The organism is Salinicoccus sp. Marseille-QA3875 (genome assembly GCF_054950095.1).
Genome location: NZ_CM143103.1, coordinates 2699228 through 2717621 on the forward strand (window position 1 = coordinate 2699228; position 18394 = coordinate 2717621).

The following is an 18394-nucleotide window of genomic DNA, read 5'->3' on the forward strand; positions in this document are numbered from 1 at the left end:
CACTCCTGTTCACATTTTTCACTTATGTATATTAACAAATTTCATTATAAAATTCATCTTTATTCGTACTTCCATCCAATTCGTCTATTTGAACGAATTATATATTATTCGCTTATTTAAACGAATTTAAGTATAATGGGCATACCTTATATATTATATCATTAAACACAAGGAGGGCTAGCGATGATATCTATATTAATAATGGATGTCAGCGGCAGTACTAAAGCCGCTCAAGATTTGTCAAAAGAGATAAAATGGCTTGAAAAAGAAATTTCCGGCTGGCTTGACCATCAGGAAAAGTCTTATGTAAATTACCGTATGGGTGATGAATTATTCATCATTTCCTCTAAACCTCACTATACCCTATTCATCGCACTCTATGCCAAATTATTGTGGCGGAAAAACAGTTTTCCTTTGAAGTGCAGCTTTCACACGATTGATCTGGAATATCCCAAAACAGATCCCGAAGAATGGACACATTCAGCCATAAAGGACATACGGAACGCACTGGATGAAGTGAAAAAATCGAACATCCAGGATTTTACCGGTCTGGATATTGACGGCTCTATTGATGTTGCACTCATGTATGTCACGGATATTCTGCACAGTCTGACAGAACTCCAGCGTGAAGTCCTGCTGCTGAAAATGTCAGGACTGACACAAAAGGAGGTTGCAGAAACTTTGAATAAAAGCCACTCGACCATATCCGCACATCTCCAGAAATCCAGAGGCCGCCAGCTTGAAGTTATTCTCGATTTCCTGGAATCACACTATGAAAATGAAGTGGATCTTTCAAAACTGCAGCATAAAGTCACCCAATCTTTCAGAAAGTCAGGTGACAGATGATGTGGATTATTGCAGCAGGCATTCTATTTTATATATTAAGCGGAATGCTGATTAAGCTGTTTCTAGAATTACTGTCCGGTGAGAAAAACACGGAAACAGATTATATCGGCATGACAATCGGTTATTCAGAACGACTCATCATTATCGTTTTTGTTGTTCTGAATCAATACACGGCACTCGGACTGATCATTGCTGCAAAATCCATTCTGAGATTTTCCGGTGATAAATCCGATGAAAACGTCCAAAAACAAAGTGAATACGTCCTCGTCGGCACCATGGTATCCCTCATCCTCGGTGTGGCAAACGGCCTGATGTTCTTATGGGGATTCAAAGAAGTTCTCGGATAGTTTATTCACTTTCACCGGTCCACTCTTCCCGCAAAATGCCCATTCTGATCGAGTCATAATAGCGGCCTTCGTAATAGCGGACTTTGCGGATTCTCGCTTCCATCTGCATACCGAGTTTTTCTGCGACCCGGATCATGCGCTCATTTCCGGACCAGGTCGTCAGACCGACACGGACGAGCGGCAGTGTGTTGAATAAATGATCTATCCACATTTTTAAAGTTCGTGTGCCGATGCCAGCGCCCCAATTACCCGGCTGATACAGGACGATGCCGACCTCCAACCATTTGGAAGCCTCATCTTCCCAATAATAGGATACGGTACCGATAACAACGTCATCCACTTCAACCAGCCAGCGGTTGTCTTTATTAATCCACGGGTTTGAACCTCTTAAAAATTCCTCATATGTCAATGAAGAATGGGGAAAGTATGGCGCATCCCACTTCTTCCACTCAGGCGCTTCATCTTTAAATATAAGTGTCCAAATTTTAAATAAATCCTCTTCTTGAATCGGCCGAATCATTAACTCATTGTCCCTGTGCATGTAATGTGTCCCCTTGTATGTTCAGATATTTTTATCGTACCATACACAGTTTCGATTTGAACTAATGATTCGTCAATTCAAATCGGTTTGCTCAACAGCTGACCCGAGTATATTGTGATTCCCCCTGATTTACGCCCCTCAAGCCACTCTACCTCTTATGACCCGCAATCAGGCCTTCACGCAGTTTCAGTGTAGATGCGTCGGTCCGGCTGAGTGCGCGCATGACGGACAGCTGGCCATACTTCACTTTCAGCTCATCAATCGTTTTTACCAGGGCTTCTTCTTTCAGCACTTCCTCCATATCTTCAAAGAGTGAGACCTGCTTGACGCTGTCGGGGATGAAATTGGTGAGCGACACACTGATTGTCCGGTACAGTGCAGCGGGATCCGCCATCTGCGTCAGATGTCCCCACACCGTTTTCATCATATCATTCTCGTTATTGGTGCCTTCCTTGACTGTAAACTGTTTCCGATAGACTTCACCGTCTTTTGTGCCGACTGAAAACTGTACGGTTCTCGCAAGCCGGTGCGCGAGTCGCAGCCGGTGGGCAACTTCATCTATCTGTTCAAATAAAACGACATAGATTTCTTCGAATTCATAATCTCTCATCAGAATCTGGCTTTTCGCGATGGACGGGGAATGGACGACATGCTTTTCCCTTATGACACTGAAATCTATACCGTTGGCATGAAGATGCCAGTCGACGCCGACAACACCGAAATCGCGTTTAAGATGCGCCGGGTTATAACGCGCCAGATCTCCGATATTGAAAATGCCGCGCTGGTTGAGCTTCACTTCACTGCGCCGGTTGATCCCCCAAAATTCTCTCAGCGGTGTAATCGGCCACAGCTTTTCAGGCACATCATGGTACCGCCACTCTGCGATTCCGTCACTCATTTTCTTCGCTTCGATATCCAGTGATAATTTACTGAGCAGCATATTTTCTCCAATGCCGATGGCACTGTCAATTTTCGTGGCTTCATAGATTTCTCTTCTTATTCTCCTCGCCAGAAGATACGGTGACTCCTCAAACAAATGATAACTTTCTGTAACATCCATAAAAAACTCATCGATGGAATATTGATGGAAATCTTCAGGCGCAACATACTTCAATGCCACTTCAGTGATCTTACCGGAATAGTCCAGATAGATTTTCATCGATGGATTAATGATATAAATATCAGGGCGGTTTGGAATTTCAAAAAGACGCGACCCTGTCTTGATGCCCAGCTTTTTCAATTCCGGTGTTGCAGCGAGTACCACCGAACCGATACTCTTAGTGTCCCCGACGACCGCCAGTTTCGTCGTCATCGGATCCAGCCCTTTTAAAATACAGGACACACTCGCAAAAAAACTTTTTAAATCCACACATAAAATATCCCGGTGCGGACAAATATAATAGTTATACATAACCCCGCCTCCTTACGAACGTATGTTCGTATATAATATAACATATCATCCGCATCGCGTCACTATAAAAAAGACGCCTTTCGGCGTCTGTCTGAAAACTATTCCTGCGGCACTTCCCCGTCAGGTTCCGGCTGTTCTGCCTCTGTATCCTCCAGTTCATCATCCAGGAACTGATGCAATACTTCACTGTTCCAATCGTAATCAAGATCGATCACGCTGCCGGCGTGGTAAGTATCGACGAATTGGTATGAGCCGTCGACAGGCAGTGTCAGTGAGTCGATATCCTTATCACCACGCACTAGAAATGAGCCGGCCATGCGGTAGAGTTCAGCTTCGCTCATGCTCGTATTGACGTATCCCATACCTGTGCCCATGGCATTCGGCAGATTGAATACACCGCCGACGGTCAATATTTCATCTTTGACCGCACCGATGACCTGCTGCTGGCGTCTGACCCTTCCGAAATCCCCTTCTGAATCCTGACGGAAGCGGGCATACTCAAGCAGGTCTGAACCGCCCAACCGCTGTTCTCCTTTATACAGTTCAGTCGTAATCTTCTCGGACATGTCTTTTTCGACGTCAATCATAATGCCATCATCGTCAATTGCATCCACAACTGACTCAAACGCCTGATAATCGACAACAATATAATCTTCCACCTGGACATCAAAATTAGTCTCCAGCGTCTGTCTCAACAGTTCAACGCCGCCTAAAGAATAGACGGAGTTTATTTTGTAATTCTGATAGCCGGGAATATCGACATAAACATCTCTCATTATCGATGCCAGCTTCAAATCTTTCTTCATATAATCATACTGGCCGAGCATGATGACGTCCGTCCGTGTGACACCCTCATCTTCCCTGTCGGCACCGAGCAGCAGAAATGTTTTCTTGCCATCGTTGTTATCCGTTCCGTTAAATGTCATCTCTTCGTGATCCACGCCGTTTTCCTCTGCAGTCCTTAACCCTGACTGATAAGACAGGAATATATATAAAATTGCTATGATCAATAATATAATTAAAATTAATGGTATATACGCTCTTTTACGCAGCTTCAGCTTCTTACGTGTGACCGTATCATTCTTATCCACACGTTTATATTCATTATTCATATTCAGGCTCCTAAAATTTCTCTAAAAGATATTCTACTCTTAAACGATAAAATAATAAAGTAAATATAATAAGGCGGTAAAAAATTGTGTTAAAATCTGCTCTGTAGTAAAATTGATGAAAATCGAATGAAAAGAGGATTATTATGTATAAAAAGTTTACTCTGCTGGCTATGGCAGTGTTATTGATATCCATTATACCAACAACTTTGAAGGCAGCTTCCGAATGGGATAATGCCGTGACGATATATGGTGCAGCGCTTGAAAATGACGACAATCTGCGCGAAGAAACAAGTACCCTTCTGGAAGCGGAAGATAATGATGAAACAGGATATGTGTATTCCGAGGATCTGCAGAATTATTTGAACGTTTCCTATGATGACAGTGTATTGAAATCCAGTATCCGTATCATTCAGAGAGACCCGGGCCACGGCCTGAATATTACACTCAATGAAGAAATGGGTGAAGTGACCAAGATCACCGAAGAAACATATCAGAATGCGTTGATTACTTCGGGTGTGACGGATGCTGATGTCACAATCGCGGCGGCTGAAGATGTGACGGGTGAAAGCGCCCTGTCGGGTATATATAAGGCATATGAAGTACAGGGGGAAGACATTTCCGAAGAACGTACGCAGAATGCACAGGATGAACTCGAAGCCATTACAGATATATCAGATGAAAACAGTGATGTTGACGGATTTTCACAAGTTCAGCTGAACAAGATGATAACAGAAATTAAAATCGAAATCGTCAATAACTACGATGGTGAAGTCACAGAGGAAGACGTCAGAAACATCGTCGATGAAAAAATGCAGGAAAACGGCCTGGATGGCATTTTATCCCAGGATCAGATCGACCGCATCATTGTAATCATAATGAACATTCAGGACTCCGGAATATTCTCCGGTGAAGAAGCGGACAGATTAATCGAATCATCACGCAACCTGGTGGACCAGATCACTTCAAGCGATGCCTTCAGCGACGCACAGGACAGAGCAGAAGAAATTGGACAGGAAATACAGGAATCAGGCGCCTGGGACTCATTCGTCACAGCGCTCCGCAACTTCTTCAACAATATCGTTGAATTTTTCAGAAACTTATTTTAAACAGAAAATGACCGCACACAAAAAATGTCTGCGGTCATTTTTTATTTTTCTTTTTCAATTTTGTCGTAACGATCCCTGCCCCATTCTCCGATACCGTGTTTGTCGATATCGACATTATCTATATAAAAGACAGGACGTTTGCCGGCTTTCAGCTGGTCTGAATAATCTTTCGATACTGTAAAGACAATCTTGCTCAAGCCAATGATCGCCACAATATTTGTAACTGCCATCAGAGCCATGAATACGTCTGCAGTGTTCCATGCAAGCGTAATATCCATAACCGCCCCGATGTAAACCATGGCAATGACCAGCACCTTGAATACAAACAATACAACCGGATGTTCTTTTATGAAGTTGATGTTACTCTGTCCGTAGAAATAATTCCCCAATATCGAGCTGTAAGCAAAAAGTAAAATGATAATTGCTATAAAAACAGCACCGAAATCACCCATTTGGGCCGACATGGCTGCCTGTGTTACTTCAATGCCCTGGGTTGCATCTTCACCGAAGCTCAAATCAGTGTACATCAAAATGATAACTGCAGTCGCTGTACAGACGATCATCGTATCAAAGTAAACACCCAAAGACTGTATCAGCCCCTGCTTCACAGGATGGCTGACGGCGGCTGATGCTGCTGCATTCGGCACAGAACCCATTCCTGCCTCATTCGAAAATAACCCACGTTGGAATCCGTTCAAAATCGCTGCACCCACAGCACCTGCAAAAGCTTCCTGCAGACCAAACGCGCTTGCAAAAATCTGACCGATCATAGGAAGTACCAGATCATAGTTAATAATCAATATGAAAATTACAACAGCAAGATAAATAGTGGCCATAATCGGTACAATATAACTCGTTACATTCGCAATTCTTTTGGCACCTCCAAAGATGACTGCAGCTGTAACAACAGCGAGAATAATGCCGATGATATTACGGTCGATACCGAAAGCACCATTATATGCAGCAGCGATGGTGTTCGCTTGAAGCCCGTTGAATGCAAACCCGAAAGTGATAGTAATTAAAACAGCGAAAAACACAGCCAGCCATTTCTGATTCAGCCCTTTATCCATATAATATGCAGGACCACCGCGAAAACCGCCTTCTTTGTCTTTCACTTTATACAGCTGGCCCAAAGTGGATTCAAAAAATGCAGTCCCTGCACCGATGAACGCAATGACCCACATCCAGAACACAGCACCCGGGCCCCCGAGCACGATTGCTGTTGCCACCCCGGCAACATTACCGGTGCCGACACGGGAAGCGGCACTGATTGTAAACGCCTTAAACGCGGAAATACCTTTCGTGCCGTCAGGCAGCGTCTCAGGTTTATCTTTTAATACTGTGAACATTTGTTTAAGCCATCTGAGCTGAACAAAACGAGAGGATAAAGTGAAATAAAGTCCTGCAACGATCAGAATTCCGACCAGAAAGTCCCCCCACAGCAAATCATTCATGACTCCAATGACGTTTTCAAAAGCACTGATGAAATTTTCCATTAAAAAAAAGCCCCCTTTATGTTAATGAATTATAACATTGGGAGCTGAAAATAAAACTATTATTTTTATATATTATCATCAAAATGTACATCGATCACTTCGCCGAACTGATCTTCATCCACTACAAACGAACCGTTCACATATTTTCCTGTAACCCGGATATCTTTACCTCTGATCATCGAATTATTGGATTCAGAAACAATGACTGCATTGATATTACCATCGAATAATTTCGCTCCGACAAGTCGGTGCGGTTTTGATTTTATTTCTTTGAGCAGCATTGTACCGACCTGTGCACGGGCCCCTGTTTCAAATATAGATAGATCCGTGCGTTTGGCAGCGCCCCTGTTGGATACTGTAAGCAAATACCTTTCATCCTTGATGAGGCCTGCAAAGATGATTTCATCATCCTTCTTCACATTCATCGCTCTGACACCCTGCGATCTCAGACCTGTCGGATTGACGGCATCCAGTCCGTATTTCAATGTCAGACCTTTTTCAGTAACGAATAAAATCTCCTCTGTCCCTGTGACGGAAGTATCTACATCGACCACTTCATCACCTGCTTTCAGGTTCATATAGACGATCGGTCTTTTAATGCGTACAGCCTCGAACAATGATAGTTCACTGCGCTTGATCTGGCCATTTTTCGTGGTGGAGACAACCGTGAGGGTATCGTTATAATCTTCGACCGTCATTGCGAATATCGGCATTTCATGCGCTTCAATCTTGAAGCGGCTGGACAGATGGACCCCATGGTCTTTCCAGCGGATATCTGGTATTTCATTTACAGGAATGATTAAATAATTCCCCAGGTTGGTGAATACCAGTAATTGCTGAAGTGTATGAGATTCATTCAGATATATCAGGAAGTCGTCATCTTTCATGCCGATTTCCTCAGTTTCACTCGCATTGAAACTTCTTGGACTCGTCCGTTTAACATAGCCGTCTTTCGTCAGGGAAAGAATCGTTTCTTCCTGAGGAATCAGAAGTTTCCTATCCAATTCTATATTTTCAATCTTATCTTCAACTTCAGTCAGTCTGTCAGAACTGTATTTCTTTTTAATGTCCCGGAGTTCTTTTTTAATGACCGCTAAAAGTTTCTTCTCATCATTTATGATTTCATTCAGCTGATTGATTGTATAATCGAGCTCATTATGCTCCGTTTCCAGCTCCACAATATCAGTATTTGTCAGACGGTAGAGTTGAAGCATGACAATCGCTTCTGCCTGAGCTTCAGTGAAATGGAATGCCTCGATAAGATTTTCCTTGGCGTTTCTCTTATTTTCAGATTCTCTGATCAGACGGATGACATCATCCAGTATCGAAAGTGCCTTCATCAAACCTTCGATGATGTGCATGCGCTTTTTCGCCTGCTCCAGTTCAAACTGGGAGCGGTTATGGATGACTTCTTTCTGGTGATCGATATAGCTCGTTAAAATCTCTTTCAGCCCGAGCAGCTTCGGCGCTCTGCTGCTGATTGCAACCATGTTGAAGTTATACGCCACCTGAAGATCTGTGCGCTTGTACAAGTAATTGATAATGCCATCGATGTTCGCATCTTTACGCACTTCTACAGCGATTCTCAAACCCATCCTGTCGGTTTCATCCCTGACTTCCAAAATTCCGTCGACTTTTCTGTCCGCACGGATTTCATCAATCTTTTTAACAAGATTTGCCTTATTCACTTCAAATGGCAGCTCGGTGACGGCAATCAGTTTTTTACCGCCGCGGAGTTCTTCAGTTTCAACTTTCGAACGGACGATGATTCTGCCGCGTCCGGTTTCATAAGCTTTTTTCAATTCCTCCTTACCCTGGATGATGCCGCCGGTCGGAAAATCCGGACCTTTCACTATTTTAAGCAGTTCATCAATTCCGACTGTCGGTTTATCGATGACTTTCAATGTCGCATCGATGACCTCACCCAGATTATGAGGTGGAATATCTGTTGCGTACCCCGCTGAAATCCCTGTGGATCCATTCACCAGTATATTCGGAAAACGAGCCGGCATAACAGTAGGCTCAACATCTGTGTCATCAAAATTGTTCATGAATTTCACTGTGTTTTTATTGATATCCCTAAGCATTTCGTTGGAAAGTTCAGCCAGTTTCGCTTCAGTGTAACGCATTGCAGCAGGCGGGTCGCCATCCATGCTCCCGATGTTGCCGTGGATCATGATGAGCGCTTCTCTCATCTTCCAGCCCTGGCCCAGACGGACCATGGCATCATAGATGCTCGACTCACCATGCGGGTGATAGTTGCCGATGACGTTACCGACGGCTTTCGCACTTTTACGATAGTTTTTATCAAATGTATTGCCTTCCCGGAACATCGCATAGAGTATGCGTCTTTGAACGGGTTTCAGGCCGTCTCTTACATCCGGGATGGCACGGTCCTGGATGACGTATTTACTGTACCGTCCAAAACGGTCGCCAAGAACATCTTCAAGTTTCAAATTCTGAATGTTTTCAGTCAATATCGTCGCCCCCCTCGTCCATATGATCGATTTCTTCATTTTCCAATATGCTGTTCTGGTCTTCTAAAGTAAAGCTGACATTCGATTCGATCCATTTACGGCGAAGTTCGACATTGTCTCCCATCAATGTAGTCACACGTTTTAAAGAAAGTGCCTCATCATCGATCGAAACCTGGATCAACGTCCGCGTTTCAGGATTCATCGTCGTTTCCCACAATTGTTCAGCCATCATCTCACCAAGACCTTTATATCTCTGCAGTTCGACTTTCCCGCCCATTTCTGACTCGGCCGACTCCAATTCCTCTTCGGTCCAGACGTAACGCACTTCATCTTTTTTCCGCCCTTTTTTCTTCAATTGGAATAAAGGCGGCAATGCGATATAAATTTTTCCGGCTTCAAAAAGCGGCCGCATATAGTTGAAAAAGAAAGTAAGCAACAGCACCTGGATATGTGCACCGTCCGTATCGGCATCGGTCATGATGATCACTTTATCGTAATTGGAATCTTCGACTTTGAAATCTGTCCCGACACCCGCACCGATTGTGTGGATGATGGTATTGATCTCTTCATTTTTAAAAATATCTTCAAACTTAGCCTTTTCCGTATTGATGACTTTACCTCTGAGCGGGAGGATTGCCTGGAACTTACGGTCTCTGCCCTGTTTGGCAGAGCCGCCGGCCGAATCGCCCTCAACAAGGAAGAGTTCATTCTTTTTGGCGTTTTTACTTTGAGCTGGTGTAAGCTTGCCTGACAGCAGTGTATCCTTTTTACGGTTTTTCTTGCCGTTCCTTGCTTCTTCCCGTGCTTTTCTTGCTGCCTCACGGACATTCCTTGCCTTAATCGCTTTTTTAACCAACTGGCTGCTTAACGTGCCGTTCTCTTCCAAATAGAATGGCAGTTTCTCGACAAGGGTTGATTCGACAGCAGCCCTCGCTTCATTCGTTCCGAGCTTGCTCTTAGTCTGACCTTCAAACTGGAGCTGGTGTTCAGGAACTTTAATCGAGACGATGGCGGTCAAACCTTCACGGATATCATTGCCGTCAAGGTTTTTATCCTTCTCTTTCAATTCTTTTATTTTTCTGGCATACTCGTTGAATGCTTTAGTAAAGCCGGTCTTAAAACCGATTTCATGAGTACCCCCGTCTTTTGTTCTGACATTGTTTACGAAAGAGATGATCGTCTCCGTGTACTGGTCATTATACTGGAAGCTCACATCAGCTTCGATCCCCTGATAATTCCCTTTGAACTGGACAATATTGCCAATTGAATCTTTTCCTTCATTCAAAAACTCGATGAAAGACTTCAAACCATCTTCATACTGGAACTCTTCAACTTTTTCGTCATCGCCGCGCGCATCGACGATTGTCACTTTTAAGCCGCTCAGAAGAAATGCAGATTCCCTCATCCTTTCAACGATCATTTCATAATTGAAAGAAGTACCGTGTTTGAAAATCCCCGTATCCGGTTTGAAAGTTACCGTCGTACCTGTTTTTTTAGTTTTGCCGGTCACTGAAAGCTTCTGATCGACTTTGCCGCCGTCCTTGAATCTTATTTCATGTATTTTTCCATCTCGGTGAATCTCTATATTCATCCAGTCACTCAAGGCATTGACCACTGAAGCACCCACACCATGAAGACCGCCTGATGTCTTATAACTGCCGGATCCGAATTTACCGCCCGCATGCAGAACTGTGAATATGACTTCAGGTGTTGTTTTTTTGGATGAGTGCATGCCAGTCGGCAGGCCCCGTCCATTATCTGTAATTGAAATACTGGCATCTTCGTTCAGTCTGATATTGATCTCATCACCGTAACCGTTCAATATTTCATCCACGGCATTATCAGCAATTTCATAAACAAGGTGATGCAGACCTCTCACATCGGTTGAACCAATATACATCCCCGGCCGTTTACGAACTGCGTCCAGACCTTCCAATATTTGAATTGAATCATCACTATAATTGTTCGTTTTTGACAAAGAGTAAACCTCCTACAAACATACGTTCGAATTTTTATCTACCTTACTATTTTTATATAAAAACGCAATCTTTGCAAGTCTCTGCTAAAAATTAATGACAAAATCACTAATTAGTTTACATAATATTATTATAGTAAACTAATGATTTTTTATCAATTTATAATATTTTATTTATATGGTAAACTATTAGTACCTGATAATAAAGGAGAGTCTAGAATGGGAAATATAATACTTCTGCTCATATTCAGTTATTTGATTGGCTCAATTCCATTTAGCTTACTCATAGGTAAAATATTTTATAAAGTAGATCTTAGAGAACATGGCAGTGGTAATATCGGGACGACAAACACTTTTAGAATTTTAGGCAAAAAAGCTGGAATTGTCGTATTGATTCTGGATATATTCAAAGGTGCGCTCCCAGTTTATATCACCATTCTACTGGCTATGGATATTCATATATTCATTCCGGGACTCGTCAGTGCGCTCGGTCATGTCTACCCCATCTTTTTGAAGTTTCGAGGAGGGAAAGCCGTTGCTACAGGTGGAGGTGCAGTGCTTGCCTACAATCCAATCGTCTTTATAATTTTAGTATCTGCATTTTTAATTACATTGAAATTGAGCAAATTTGTATCTTTATCGAGCATTGTAGCTGCAGTGGTATTGATCGTTCTTTCCTTGTTTTTACAGGATCCACTGTTCATGGCCTTTGCGATCGTACTTGGTTTTGTCGTCATCATCCGTCATATATCGAATATGAAACGGATTAAAGATGGTACAGAGTCAAAAATAACTTTTATGTAAATCGCTGTTAAAAACAAGATAACCCGGTGAAATCATATGATTTCACCGGGTTTTTCAAATGAATTGATTACTCACTTAATTTTTTTCTAAGTACCAGCGGTAAAATACCACCGTGACGGTAATAATCTACTTCCACTTCAGAGTCGAAACGTGCTTTGACCTGAATGACTTGAGCATTACCATCTGTATCAGTCACAGTAACATCGAGGATATCTCCAGGCTTAACTGTCTCGCCCACTTTGATATCAAATGTTTCACTGCCGTCAAGACCGTAGTCTTCAGCATTCTTTCCATCTACAAACTGGAGTGGAAGAACACCCATCATTACAAGGTTTGAACGGTGAATTCTTTCGTAACTTGCTGCGATGACAGCTTTGACACCCAGAAGATTTGTACCCTTGGCTGCCCAGTCACGGCTGGAGCCCATTCCGTAGTCGTCGCCTGCAACGACAACAAGACCTGTATTCTCTTCCTGATATTTCATAGCTGCGTCATAAATACTCATCACTTCACCAGTCGGCCAGTGAGTCGTGAAACCGCCCTCTGTACCCGGTGCAATCTGGTTACGGATACGAATGTTTGCAAATGTACCGCGAACCATCACTTCATGGTTACCACGACGGGAACCGTATGAGTTGAAGTCACGAGGAGAAACGCCCTGTTCGATCAACCATTTACCTGCCGGTGTATCTTTACCGATCGCACCTGCCGGTGAAATGTGGTCAGTAGTTACACTGTCTCCGAATTTACCAAGTACTCTGAGACCATTTATGTCGTTGATTGTACCCGGCTCTTTAGATAGATTTTCAAAGAATGTCGGGTTTTGAATGTAAGTTGATTCCGGCTGGAAATCATACATCGGCGCGTCAGTCGTTTCAATCTGGTTCCAAGTTTCATTGGATTCAAACAGGTTTTCATACTGTTTGCGGAAGAGTTCAGGTGTAACGTTGCTCATGACAGCGTCTCTTACTTCCTTGATTGACGGCCAGATATCTTTCATGAAAACATCATTTCCATCTTTATCCTGACCAAGCGGTTCTTTATTAAGATCGATATCAACAGTACCCGCCAGTGCATACGCAACAACCAGTGTCGGTGATGCGAGGTAGTTCGCTTTAACCAATGGGTGGATACGCCCTTCAAAGTTTCTGTTACCGGAAAGTACAGAAGATACCAGCATATCATTGTCGACGATTGTTTTTGTGATTTCAGGTTTTAAAGGTCCTGAGTTACCGATACAAGTCGTACAACCATAACCCACCAGGTTAAAGCCCAGCTCATCAAGGTATGGCTGTAATCCTGCATCTTCCAGATAGCCTGTAACCACTTTTGAACCTGGCGCCAGTGACGTTTTCACATATGGAGGCACTGTAAGCCCTTTTTCTACAGCTTTCTTCGCAATTAAACCTGCGCCCAGCATAACGTAAGGGTTGGAGGTGTTCGTACATGATGTGATTGCTGCGATAGCCAGGTCACCTGTTTTAAGCTCTGCTGTTGAACCATCATCGAAATGAACAGTACCGGTTTTGTCAAACTCGCTGGCATCAAGACCATGACCATGGTTGCCGCTCTCGGCAGTTACAGATTTTTCATATTCTTCTTTCATTTTAGAAAGTGGGATTAAATCCTGCGGACGCTTTGGACCGGCAAGTGATGGTTCCACAGTTGAAAGGTCCAGGTCGACGATATCTGTATATGTCGCTTCAACGTCAGGATCGAAGAACATATCGTTTTCTTTAAGGTATGTTTCAACAATCTCAATATGTTCTGCACTGCGTCCTGTCAGTTTCATGTAATCAAGTGTTTCCTGATCTACAGGGAAGAATGCGTTTGTCGCGCCGTATTCCGGTGACATGTTGGCGATTGTCGCACGGTCGGCAAGCGGCAACTCTGTTACACCGCGTCCGAAGAATTCGACGAACTTACCTACTACGCCGTGTTTACGGAGTAATTCGGTAACTCTGAGTGCAAGGTCAGTTGCTGTTGCACCTTCAGGTAAAGAGTTTTTCATACGCACGCCGATAACTTCAGGTACCGGGAAGTATGAAGGCTGCCCAAGCATTCCTGCTTCTGCTTCAATACCGCCTACGCCCCAGCCAAGTACACCAAGTCCGTTGATCATGGTTGTATGTGAGTCAGTACCGACTAGAGTATCCGGATAAGTAACAAGTTCATCATTTTCTTCTCTTACGTGGACAACATTTGCCAGGTACTCAAGGTTTACCTGGTGGACGATACCTGTTGCCGGCGGGACAGCACGGTAGTTGTCGAATGATTTTGTTGCCCAGTTCAGAAATTCATAACGCTCTGCGTTTCTTTCAAATTCAAGATCCATGTTTTTCTGAAGTGCCTGGTGAGTACCATATTCATCAACTTGTACAGAGTGGTCGATAACGAGGTCCACAGGTACTTCAGGGTTTATTTTCTGTACATCGCCGCCTACATCATCCATAGCTTTTCTGAGAGATGCCAGGTCGACTACTGCCGGTACCCCGGTAAAGTCCTGCAGGATGACACGGGAAGGTTTGAATGGTACTTCAGCATTGCTGAAGTTGCCCTCATCCCATTTCGCAAGCGCTTCAATATGTTCATCTTTGATTACTTCACCGTCGTACTGCCTTAAAACAGACTCGAGAAGTACACGGATTGAGTATGGCAATTTTGCCGTTTCTGAAAAACCTTTTTCTACTAATGTTTTCAAACTGTAATAGTTATACGTTTCATTATTTAAACTGAAAGTCTTTTTTGCATCAGTTTTGTAATTTTGACCCATTGTAAATTTGCCCCCTAAAATTAGTCTTATATATAGTATACCTGATAATCAAAGCTTGTAAACGGTTCACAATTCAAAGTATGATACGAATAATTAACGAATAATGATAACTAATACTTATTATTAAATGTGAGCAGCATAAATATTTATTATGTAAAAAATACAATAATACCACTTGTATTTACAACTCATTGGTGTATATTTGAAAAGTGGAATTATTACTTAATACACAAACTGATTTGGAGGAAAGAATTATGTGGCAGGAATTTAAAGATTTCATTTTACGGGGTAATGTATTAGATTTAGCTGTAGCAGTAGTCATAGGTGCAGCCTTCGGAAAAATTGTGGAAGCGCTGGTTGAAAACATCATCATGCCTACTATCGCATTGATATTTGGAGATACTGACTTTGCATCCGATTGGGTCTACATGGGCATCACTTACGGCGTTTTCATTCAAGCAATCATCGACTTTCTGATCATTGCAGCTGCAATCTTTGTATTCATCAAAGTGGTCAATAAGCTGACTAAAAACAGATTCGTCGAAGAAGAGGAAGAAGATGAGCAACTCGTACTGTTAAGAGAAATCAGAGATTCATTAGTAAAAGACAACAAACCGAATAACTAGAAAAAACCGGCAATTGCCGGTTTTTCTTTTTCCTTTTTATCCCTTCCGCCTGATCATATTCAGATTTCATGCTTCTGAAATTGAAAATGGTATACAAATAAGTAAATCGTTACGATATACTTAAAACGTACATTTACTTACAGGAGGCTGATTACTATATTAAAAAACATTAAAATGCCGCATGCATTCGTACTGATCTACGCGATTGTGATTGTGGCCGCCATCGCGAGTTATATCATCCCTGCCGGTGAGTATGACCGTTATGAAGATTCAGAAGGCAGACAGGTCGTCGATGAAACGACATTTACATATATTGATCAAAATCCTGTTGACTGGACACAGATTTTCACTGTCGTCCCGCTTGGCATGGTCGATGCTGCAAGTATCATATTCCTGATATTCATCATCGGTGGTGCCTTCGGAATGATAAACGGCACCGGTGCGATTGAAGCAGGCATCAACAAGATTGTATCTCTTTTAAAAAATAAAGAAATCATACTGATTCCGCTGACCATGCTGATATTTTCATTTGGCGGCGCGACATTCGGAATGGCAGAATCGACTCTGATATTCATCCCTATGGGAGTCATACTCGCACGTTCTCTCGGCATGGATGCAATGACCGGCATGTCCATGGTCGCCCTCGGAGCCGCAGCTGGATTCTCCGGCGGATTCATGAACATCTTCACCGTCGGTGTCGCGCAGGAAATTGCAGAACTGCCTCTGTTCTCAGGGATGGGTCTCCGCATCATCGTCCAGCTCGTCTTTGTGGCCATAGCGGCATTCTTCGTCTACAAATACGGTAAACGTGTCCAGAAAGATAAAAAAAACAGCTACATTTACAATCTTGAAAAAGAAGCAGGCTCTGAAACATATGAATTCAAAGAACTGACGAAAAGACATATTGCCGTTTTAATCGTAATATTGGCAGGCCTTGCTCTGATCGTCTACGGTGTTGTCAACGGCTGGTCGACCGGCACAGAGCTCGCAGCCATCTTTCTGGCCATGGGCATACTTTCAGGCTTCATCGGAGGCAACTCCCCGAATGGCATCGCCGAGGATTTCATCAAAGGCGCAAAAGATGTAACTTTCGGTGCTCTGATCGTCGGGCTCGCACGCTGTATATTATTGATTTTAGAAGACGGCTCAATCATCGATACGGTCATCTTCGCTGTCAGTTCAATACTTGAAGGACTGCCTGCAACAATCGCAGCAGTGGGCATGTTCCTGACACAGTTCATCATCAACTTCTTCATCCCGTCAGGTTCAGGCCAGGCAGCAACGACAATTCCGCTGATGGCACCTATCGGGGACATCGTCGGCATACCGAGACAATCTGTTGTACTCGCATTCCAGCTTGGAGACGGATTATCGAACTACCTGTTCCCTACTTCAGCAATTCTGATGGCGGGATTGTCAATTGCACAAATACCATATGAAAAATGGCTGAGATTCGTCTGGCCTGTCATGCTGACATGGGTGGTGGCAAGTTCAATCTTCATGGCCCTCAGCATCATCATAGGATATGGGCCATTCTAGATAAATAACCCGGCAAAAAGGAGTCAGACCTGTCATCAGGACCTGACTCCTTTTTAAAATGATTGAAATCTACACTGTCTATTGATTGAAGTGCTGCTTTACATCGCTGATGAAGTACAGGCTGCCGGTGATCAATAATAGATCTCCATCAAAGTCCTTGATGAAATTATGATAATCCTTAACCATTTTTTTATGAGGATGGGTAACAGCCTCATACATGACATCAAGCGGCAGAGATTTAAAGAACTCGAATTCAGTGACGTAAAATTCATCCGCAATTTCATTCAGTTTATCCACCATCGGGCCGATCGGCTTACCCTTGACAGCAGAGAACAGTATCGTAATCTTTCTATCGCCATAATAGTCTTTCATCGTTGAAACCAGTGCATCCACGGCTTCATTATTGTGCGCTCCGTCCGCAATGATCAAAGGAGATTCCTGAAGTGTTTCAATACGGCCGGTCCATTCGGTCTCTTCAATCGCATCGACCATCTTATTCAGGTCCAGCCTCACTTCGCCGCGTTCCTGCATCTCTACAAGCGCTGCCATGGCGAGTGCCGCATTTTCCCTCTGATGCATGCCGATCATTTTCAGTTGGATGTTTTCAAAGTCATAGTTTCCGTAATTAAAAGCAAATTCATTGCCCTGATGATAAATGAATATATCTTTATGAAGTTCAATGCTCTTGGCATTCTTTTCCGCCAAGACTTTCTGGACATGAGATTTGCTTAACTCATCGGCTATATTGTAAACGAGCGGAATATCCTTTTTGATGACGCCTGCTTTATCCTTCGCTATGTCGACCAGAGTATCACCGATAATTTCAATGTGATCGAGCCCGATACTGGTCAGTATGGTCATGACCGGTGAAAACACATTGGTCGAATCATGTGTCGCACCGAGTCCTGCTTCCACGATGACGAAGTCCACCGGTTGAAGTTTCCCGAAATAGAGGAACATCATGGTTGTGATGACTTCGAACTCGGTCGCTGCGCCCAGATCAGTGTTTTCAATCATCTCTTCTGCGACCGGACGGACTATGGTTGCCAATTCTGCGATTGTTTCATCAGAAACGGGTTCACCATTCAAAGAAATACGTTCATTGAATATTTCGATATACGGTGAAGTGAAAGTTCCGACCGAATAATCATTGGCATTCAATGCATTTCTCATATAACTCAATGTAGAACCTTTGCCGTTCGTCCCCGCGACGTGTATACCCGTGATTTTATTTTGCGGAGAACTCAGCTGCCCCAGCATCCATTTCATCCTTCCAATACCCGGCTTGATGCCAAACTTCATCTGGTCATGAATCCAAGATAAACTCTCTTGATAGTTCAT

General features: G+C 43.3%; 14 protein-coding genes. 6 read left to right on the forward strand and 8 right to left on the reverse strand.

The features are described 5' to 3' along the window. Nucleotides 1–183: 183 nt before the first annotated feature. Both ACY8DT_RS13775 and ACY8DT_RS13780 read left to right on the forward strand, forming a co-directional pair. Nucleotides 184–846, forward strand: coding sequence for a sigma factor-like helix-turn-helix DNA-binding protein (locus tag ACY8DT_RS13775; protein WP_462420872.1), 663 nt, complete (start codon nt 184–186; stop codon nt 844–846). Beyond that, the gene (locus ACY8DT_RS13780; RefSeq protein ID WP_462420873.1) at nt 846–1193 is read left to right on the forward strand and encodes a hypothetical protein; all 348 of its coding nucleotides are present in this window, start codon (nt 846–848) and stop codon (nt 1191–1193) included. Before ACY8DT_RS13775 ends, ACY8DT_RS13780 begins: the two co-directional genes overlap by 1 nt. A 1-nt stretch (nt 1194) precedes the next feature. Here ACY8DT_RS13780 and ACY8DT_RS13785 read toward each other — a convergent pair whose 3' ends face one another. The 3 genes from ACY8DT_RS13785 to ACY8DT_RS13795 all read right to left on the reverse strand — a co-directional run bounded on the left by ACY8DT_RS13785 (nt 1195) and on the right by ACY8DT_RS13795 (nt 4257). Continuing rightward, nucleotides 1195–1734, reverse strand: coding sequence for a GNAT family N-acetyltransferase (locus ACY8DT_RS13785; protein ID WP_462420874.1), 540 nt, complete (start codon nt 1732–1734; stop codon nt 1195–1197). 148 nt (nt 1735–1882) lie between these two features. After that, nucleotides 1883–3145: a Y-family DNA polymerase gene (locus tag ACY8DT_RS13790; RefSeq protein ID WP_462420875.1), complete on the reverse strand. Its 1263-nt coding sequence runs from the start codon at nt 3143–3145 to the stop codon at nt 1883–1885. Nucleotides 3146–3243: 98 nt separating this feature from the next. After that, nucleotides 3244–4257: an LCP family protein gene (locus ACY8DT_RS13795; protein ID WP_462420876.1), complete on the reverse strand. Its 1014-nt coding sequence runs from the start codon at nt 4255–4257 to the stop codon at nt 3244–3246. Between the two features lie 143 nt (nt 4258–4400). Here ACY8DT_RS13795 and ACY8DT_RS13800 point away from each other — a divergent pair, with 143 nt between their 5' ends. Continuing rightward, nucleotides 4401–5363: a DUF1002 domain-containing protein gene (locus ACY8DT_RS13800; protein ID WP_462420877.1), complete on the forward strand. Its 963-nt coding sequence runs from the start codon at nt 4401–4403 to the stop codon at nt 5361–5363. A gap of 41 nt (nt 5364–5404) precedes the next feature. On the opposite strand, the gene ACY8DT_RS13805 is transcribed toward ACY8DT_RS13800, so the two are convergent. The 3 genes from ACY8DT_RS13805 to parE all read right to left on the reverse strand — a co-directional run bounded on the left by ACY8DT_RS13805 (nt 5405) and on the right by parE (nt 11314). Next, entirely contained in the window at nt 5405–6859 is a 1455-nt protein-coding gene (locus ACY8DT_RS13805) for an alanine/glycine:cation symporter family protein (protein WP_462420878.1), read from the reverse strand. A gap of 65 nt (nt 6860–6924) precedes the next feature. Further along, nucleotides 6925–9336, reverse strand: coding sequence for a DNA topoisomerase IV subunit A (gene parC / locus ACY8DT_RS13810; protein WP_462420879.1), 2412 nt, complete (start codon nt 9334–9336; stop codon nt 6925–6927). After that, nucleotides 9329–11314, reverse strand: coding sequence for a DNA topoisomerase IV subunit B (gene parE / locus ACY8DT_RS13815; protein ID WP_462420880.1), 1986 nt, complete (start codon nt 11312–11314; stop codon nt 9329–9331). Before parE ends, parC begins: the two co-directional genes overlap by 8 nt. Nucleotides 11315–11530: 216 nt before the next feature. Here parE and plsY point away from each other — a divergent pair, with 216 nt between their 5' ends. Continuing rightward, a complete protein-coding gene (gene plsY / locus ACY8DT_RS13820; protein WP_462420881.1) occupies nt 11531–12115 on the forward strand; it encodes a glycerol-3-phosphate 1-O-acyltransferase PlsY in 585 nt (194 codons plus the stop codon). A 67-nt stretch (nt 12116–12182) separates the two neighbouring features. Here plsY and acnA read toward each other — a convergent pair whose 3' ends face one another. Beyond that, entirely contained in the window at nt 12183–14888 is a 2706-nt protein-coding gene (gene acnA, locus ACY8DT_RS13825) for an aconitate hydratase AcnA (RefSeq protein ID WP_462420882.1), read from the reverse strand. Between the two features lie 254 nt (nt 14889–15142). Here acnA and mscL point away from each other — a divergent pair, with 254 nt between their 5' ends. Beyond that, the gene (mscL, locus tag ACY8DT_RS13830; RefSeq protein WP_462420883.1) at nt 15143–15514 is read left to right on the forward strand and encodes a large conductance mechanosensitive channel protein MscL; all 372 of its coding nucleotides are present in this window, start codon (nt 15143–15145) and stop codon (nt 15512–15514) included. Nucleotides 15515–15688: 174 nt separating this feature from the next. Next, nucleotides 15689–17053, forward strand: coding sequence for a YfcC family protein (locus ACY8DT_RS13835; RefSeq protein WP_462420884.1), 1365 nt, complete (start codon nt 15689–15691; stop codon nt 17051–17053). A gap of 78 nt (nt 17054–17131) precedes the next feature. On the opposite strand, the gene ACY8DT_RS13840 is transcribed toward ACY8DT_RS13835, so the two are convergent. Continuing rightward, nucleotides 17132–18394 carry a bifunctional folylpolyglutamate synthase/dihydrofolate synthase gene (locus tag ACY8DT_RS13840; RefSeq protein ID WP_462420885.1) on the reverse strand — a complete coding sequence of 421 codons (1263 nt, stop codon included), beginning with the start codon at nt 18392–18394 and terminating at the stop codon, nt 17132–17134.

Bases quoted from the DNA above. Each gene is read 5' to 3' on its own strand.
- ACY8DT_RS13775 (WP_462420872.1), top strand. From the start codon at position 184: ATGATATCTATATTAATAATGGATGTCAGCGGCAGTACTAAAGCCGCT.
- ACY8DT_RS13780 (WP_462420873.1), top strand. From the start codon at position 846: ATGTGGATTATTGCAGCAGGCATTCTATTTTATATATTAAGCGGAATG.
- ACY8DT_RS13785 (WP_462420874.1), bottom strand. From the start codon at position 1,734: ATGCACAGGGACAATGAGTTAATGATTCGGCCGATTCAAGAAGAGGAT.
- ACY8DT_RS13790 (WP_462420875.1), bottom strand. From the start codon at position 3,145: ATGTATAACTATTATATTTGTCCGCACCGGGATATTTTATGTGTGGAT.
- ACY8DT_RS13795 (WP_462420876.1), bottom strand. From the start codon at position 4,257: ATGAATAATGAATATAAACGTGTGGATAAGAATGATACGGTCACACGT.
- ACY8DT_RS13800 (WP_462420877.1), top strand. From the start codon at position 4,401: ATGTATAAAAAGTTTACTCTGCTGGCTATGGCAGTGTTATTGATATCC.
- ACY8DT_RS13805 (WP_462420878.1), bottom strand. From the start codon at position 6,859: ATGGAAAATTTCATCAGTGCTTTTGAAAACGTCATTGGAGTCATGAAT.
- plsY (WP_462420881.1), top strand. From the start codon at position 11,531: ATGGGAAATATAATACTTCTGCTCATATTCAGTTATTTGATTGGCTCA.
- acnA (WP_462420882.1), bottom strand. From the start codon at position 14,888: ATGGGTCAAAATTACAAAACTGATGCAAAAAAGACTTTCAGTTTAAAT.
- mscL (WP_462420883.1), top strand. From the start codon at position 15,143: ATGTGGCAGGAATTTAAAGATTTCATTTTACGGGGTAATGTATTAGAT.
- ACY8DT_RS13835 (WP_462420884.1), top strand. From the start codon at position 15,689: ATGCCGCATGCATTCGTACTGATCTACGCGATTGTGATTGTGGCCGCC.
- ACY8DT_RS13840 (WP_462420885.1), bottom strand. From the start codon at position 18,394: ATGAACTATCAAGAGAGTTTATCTTGGATTCATGACCAGATGAAGTTT.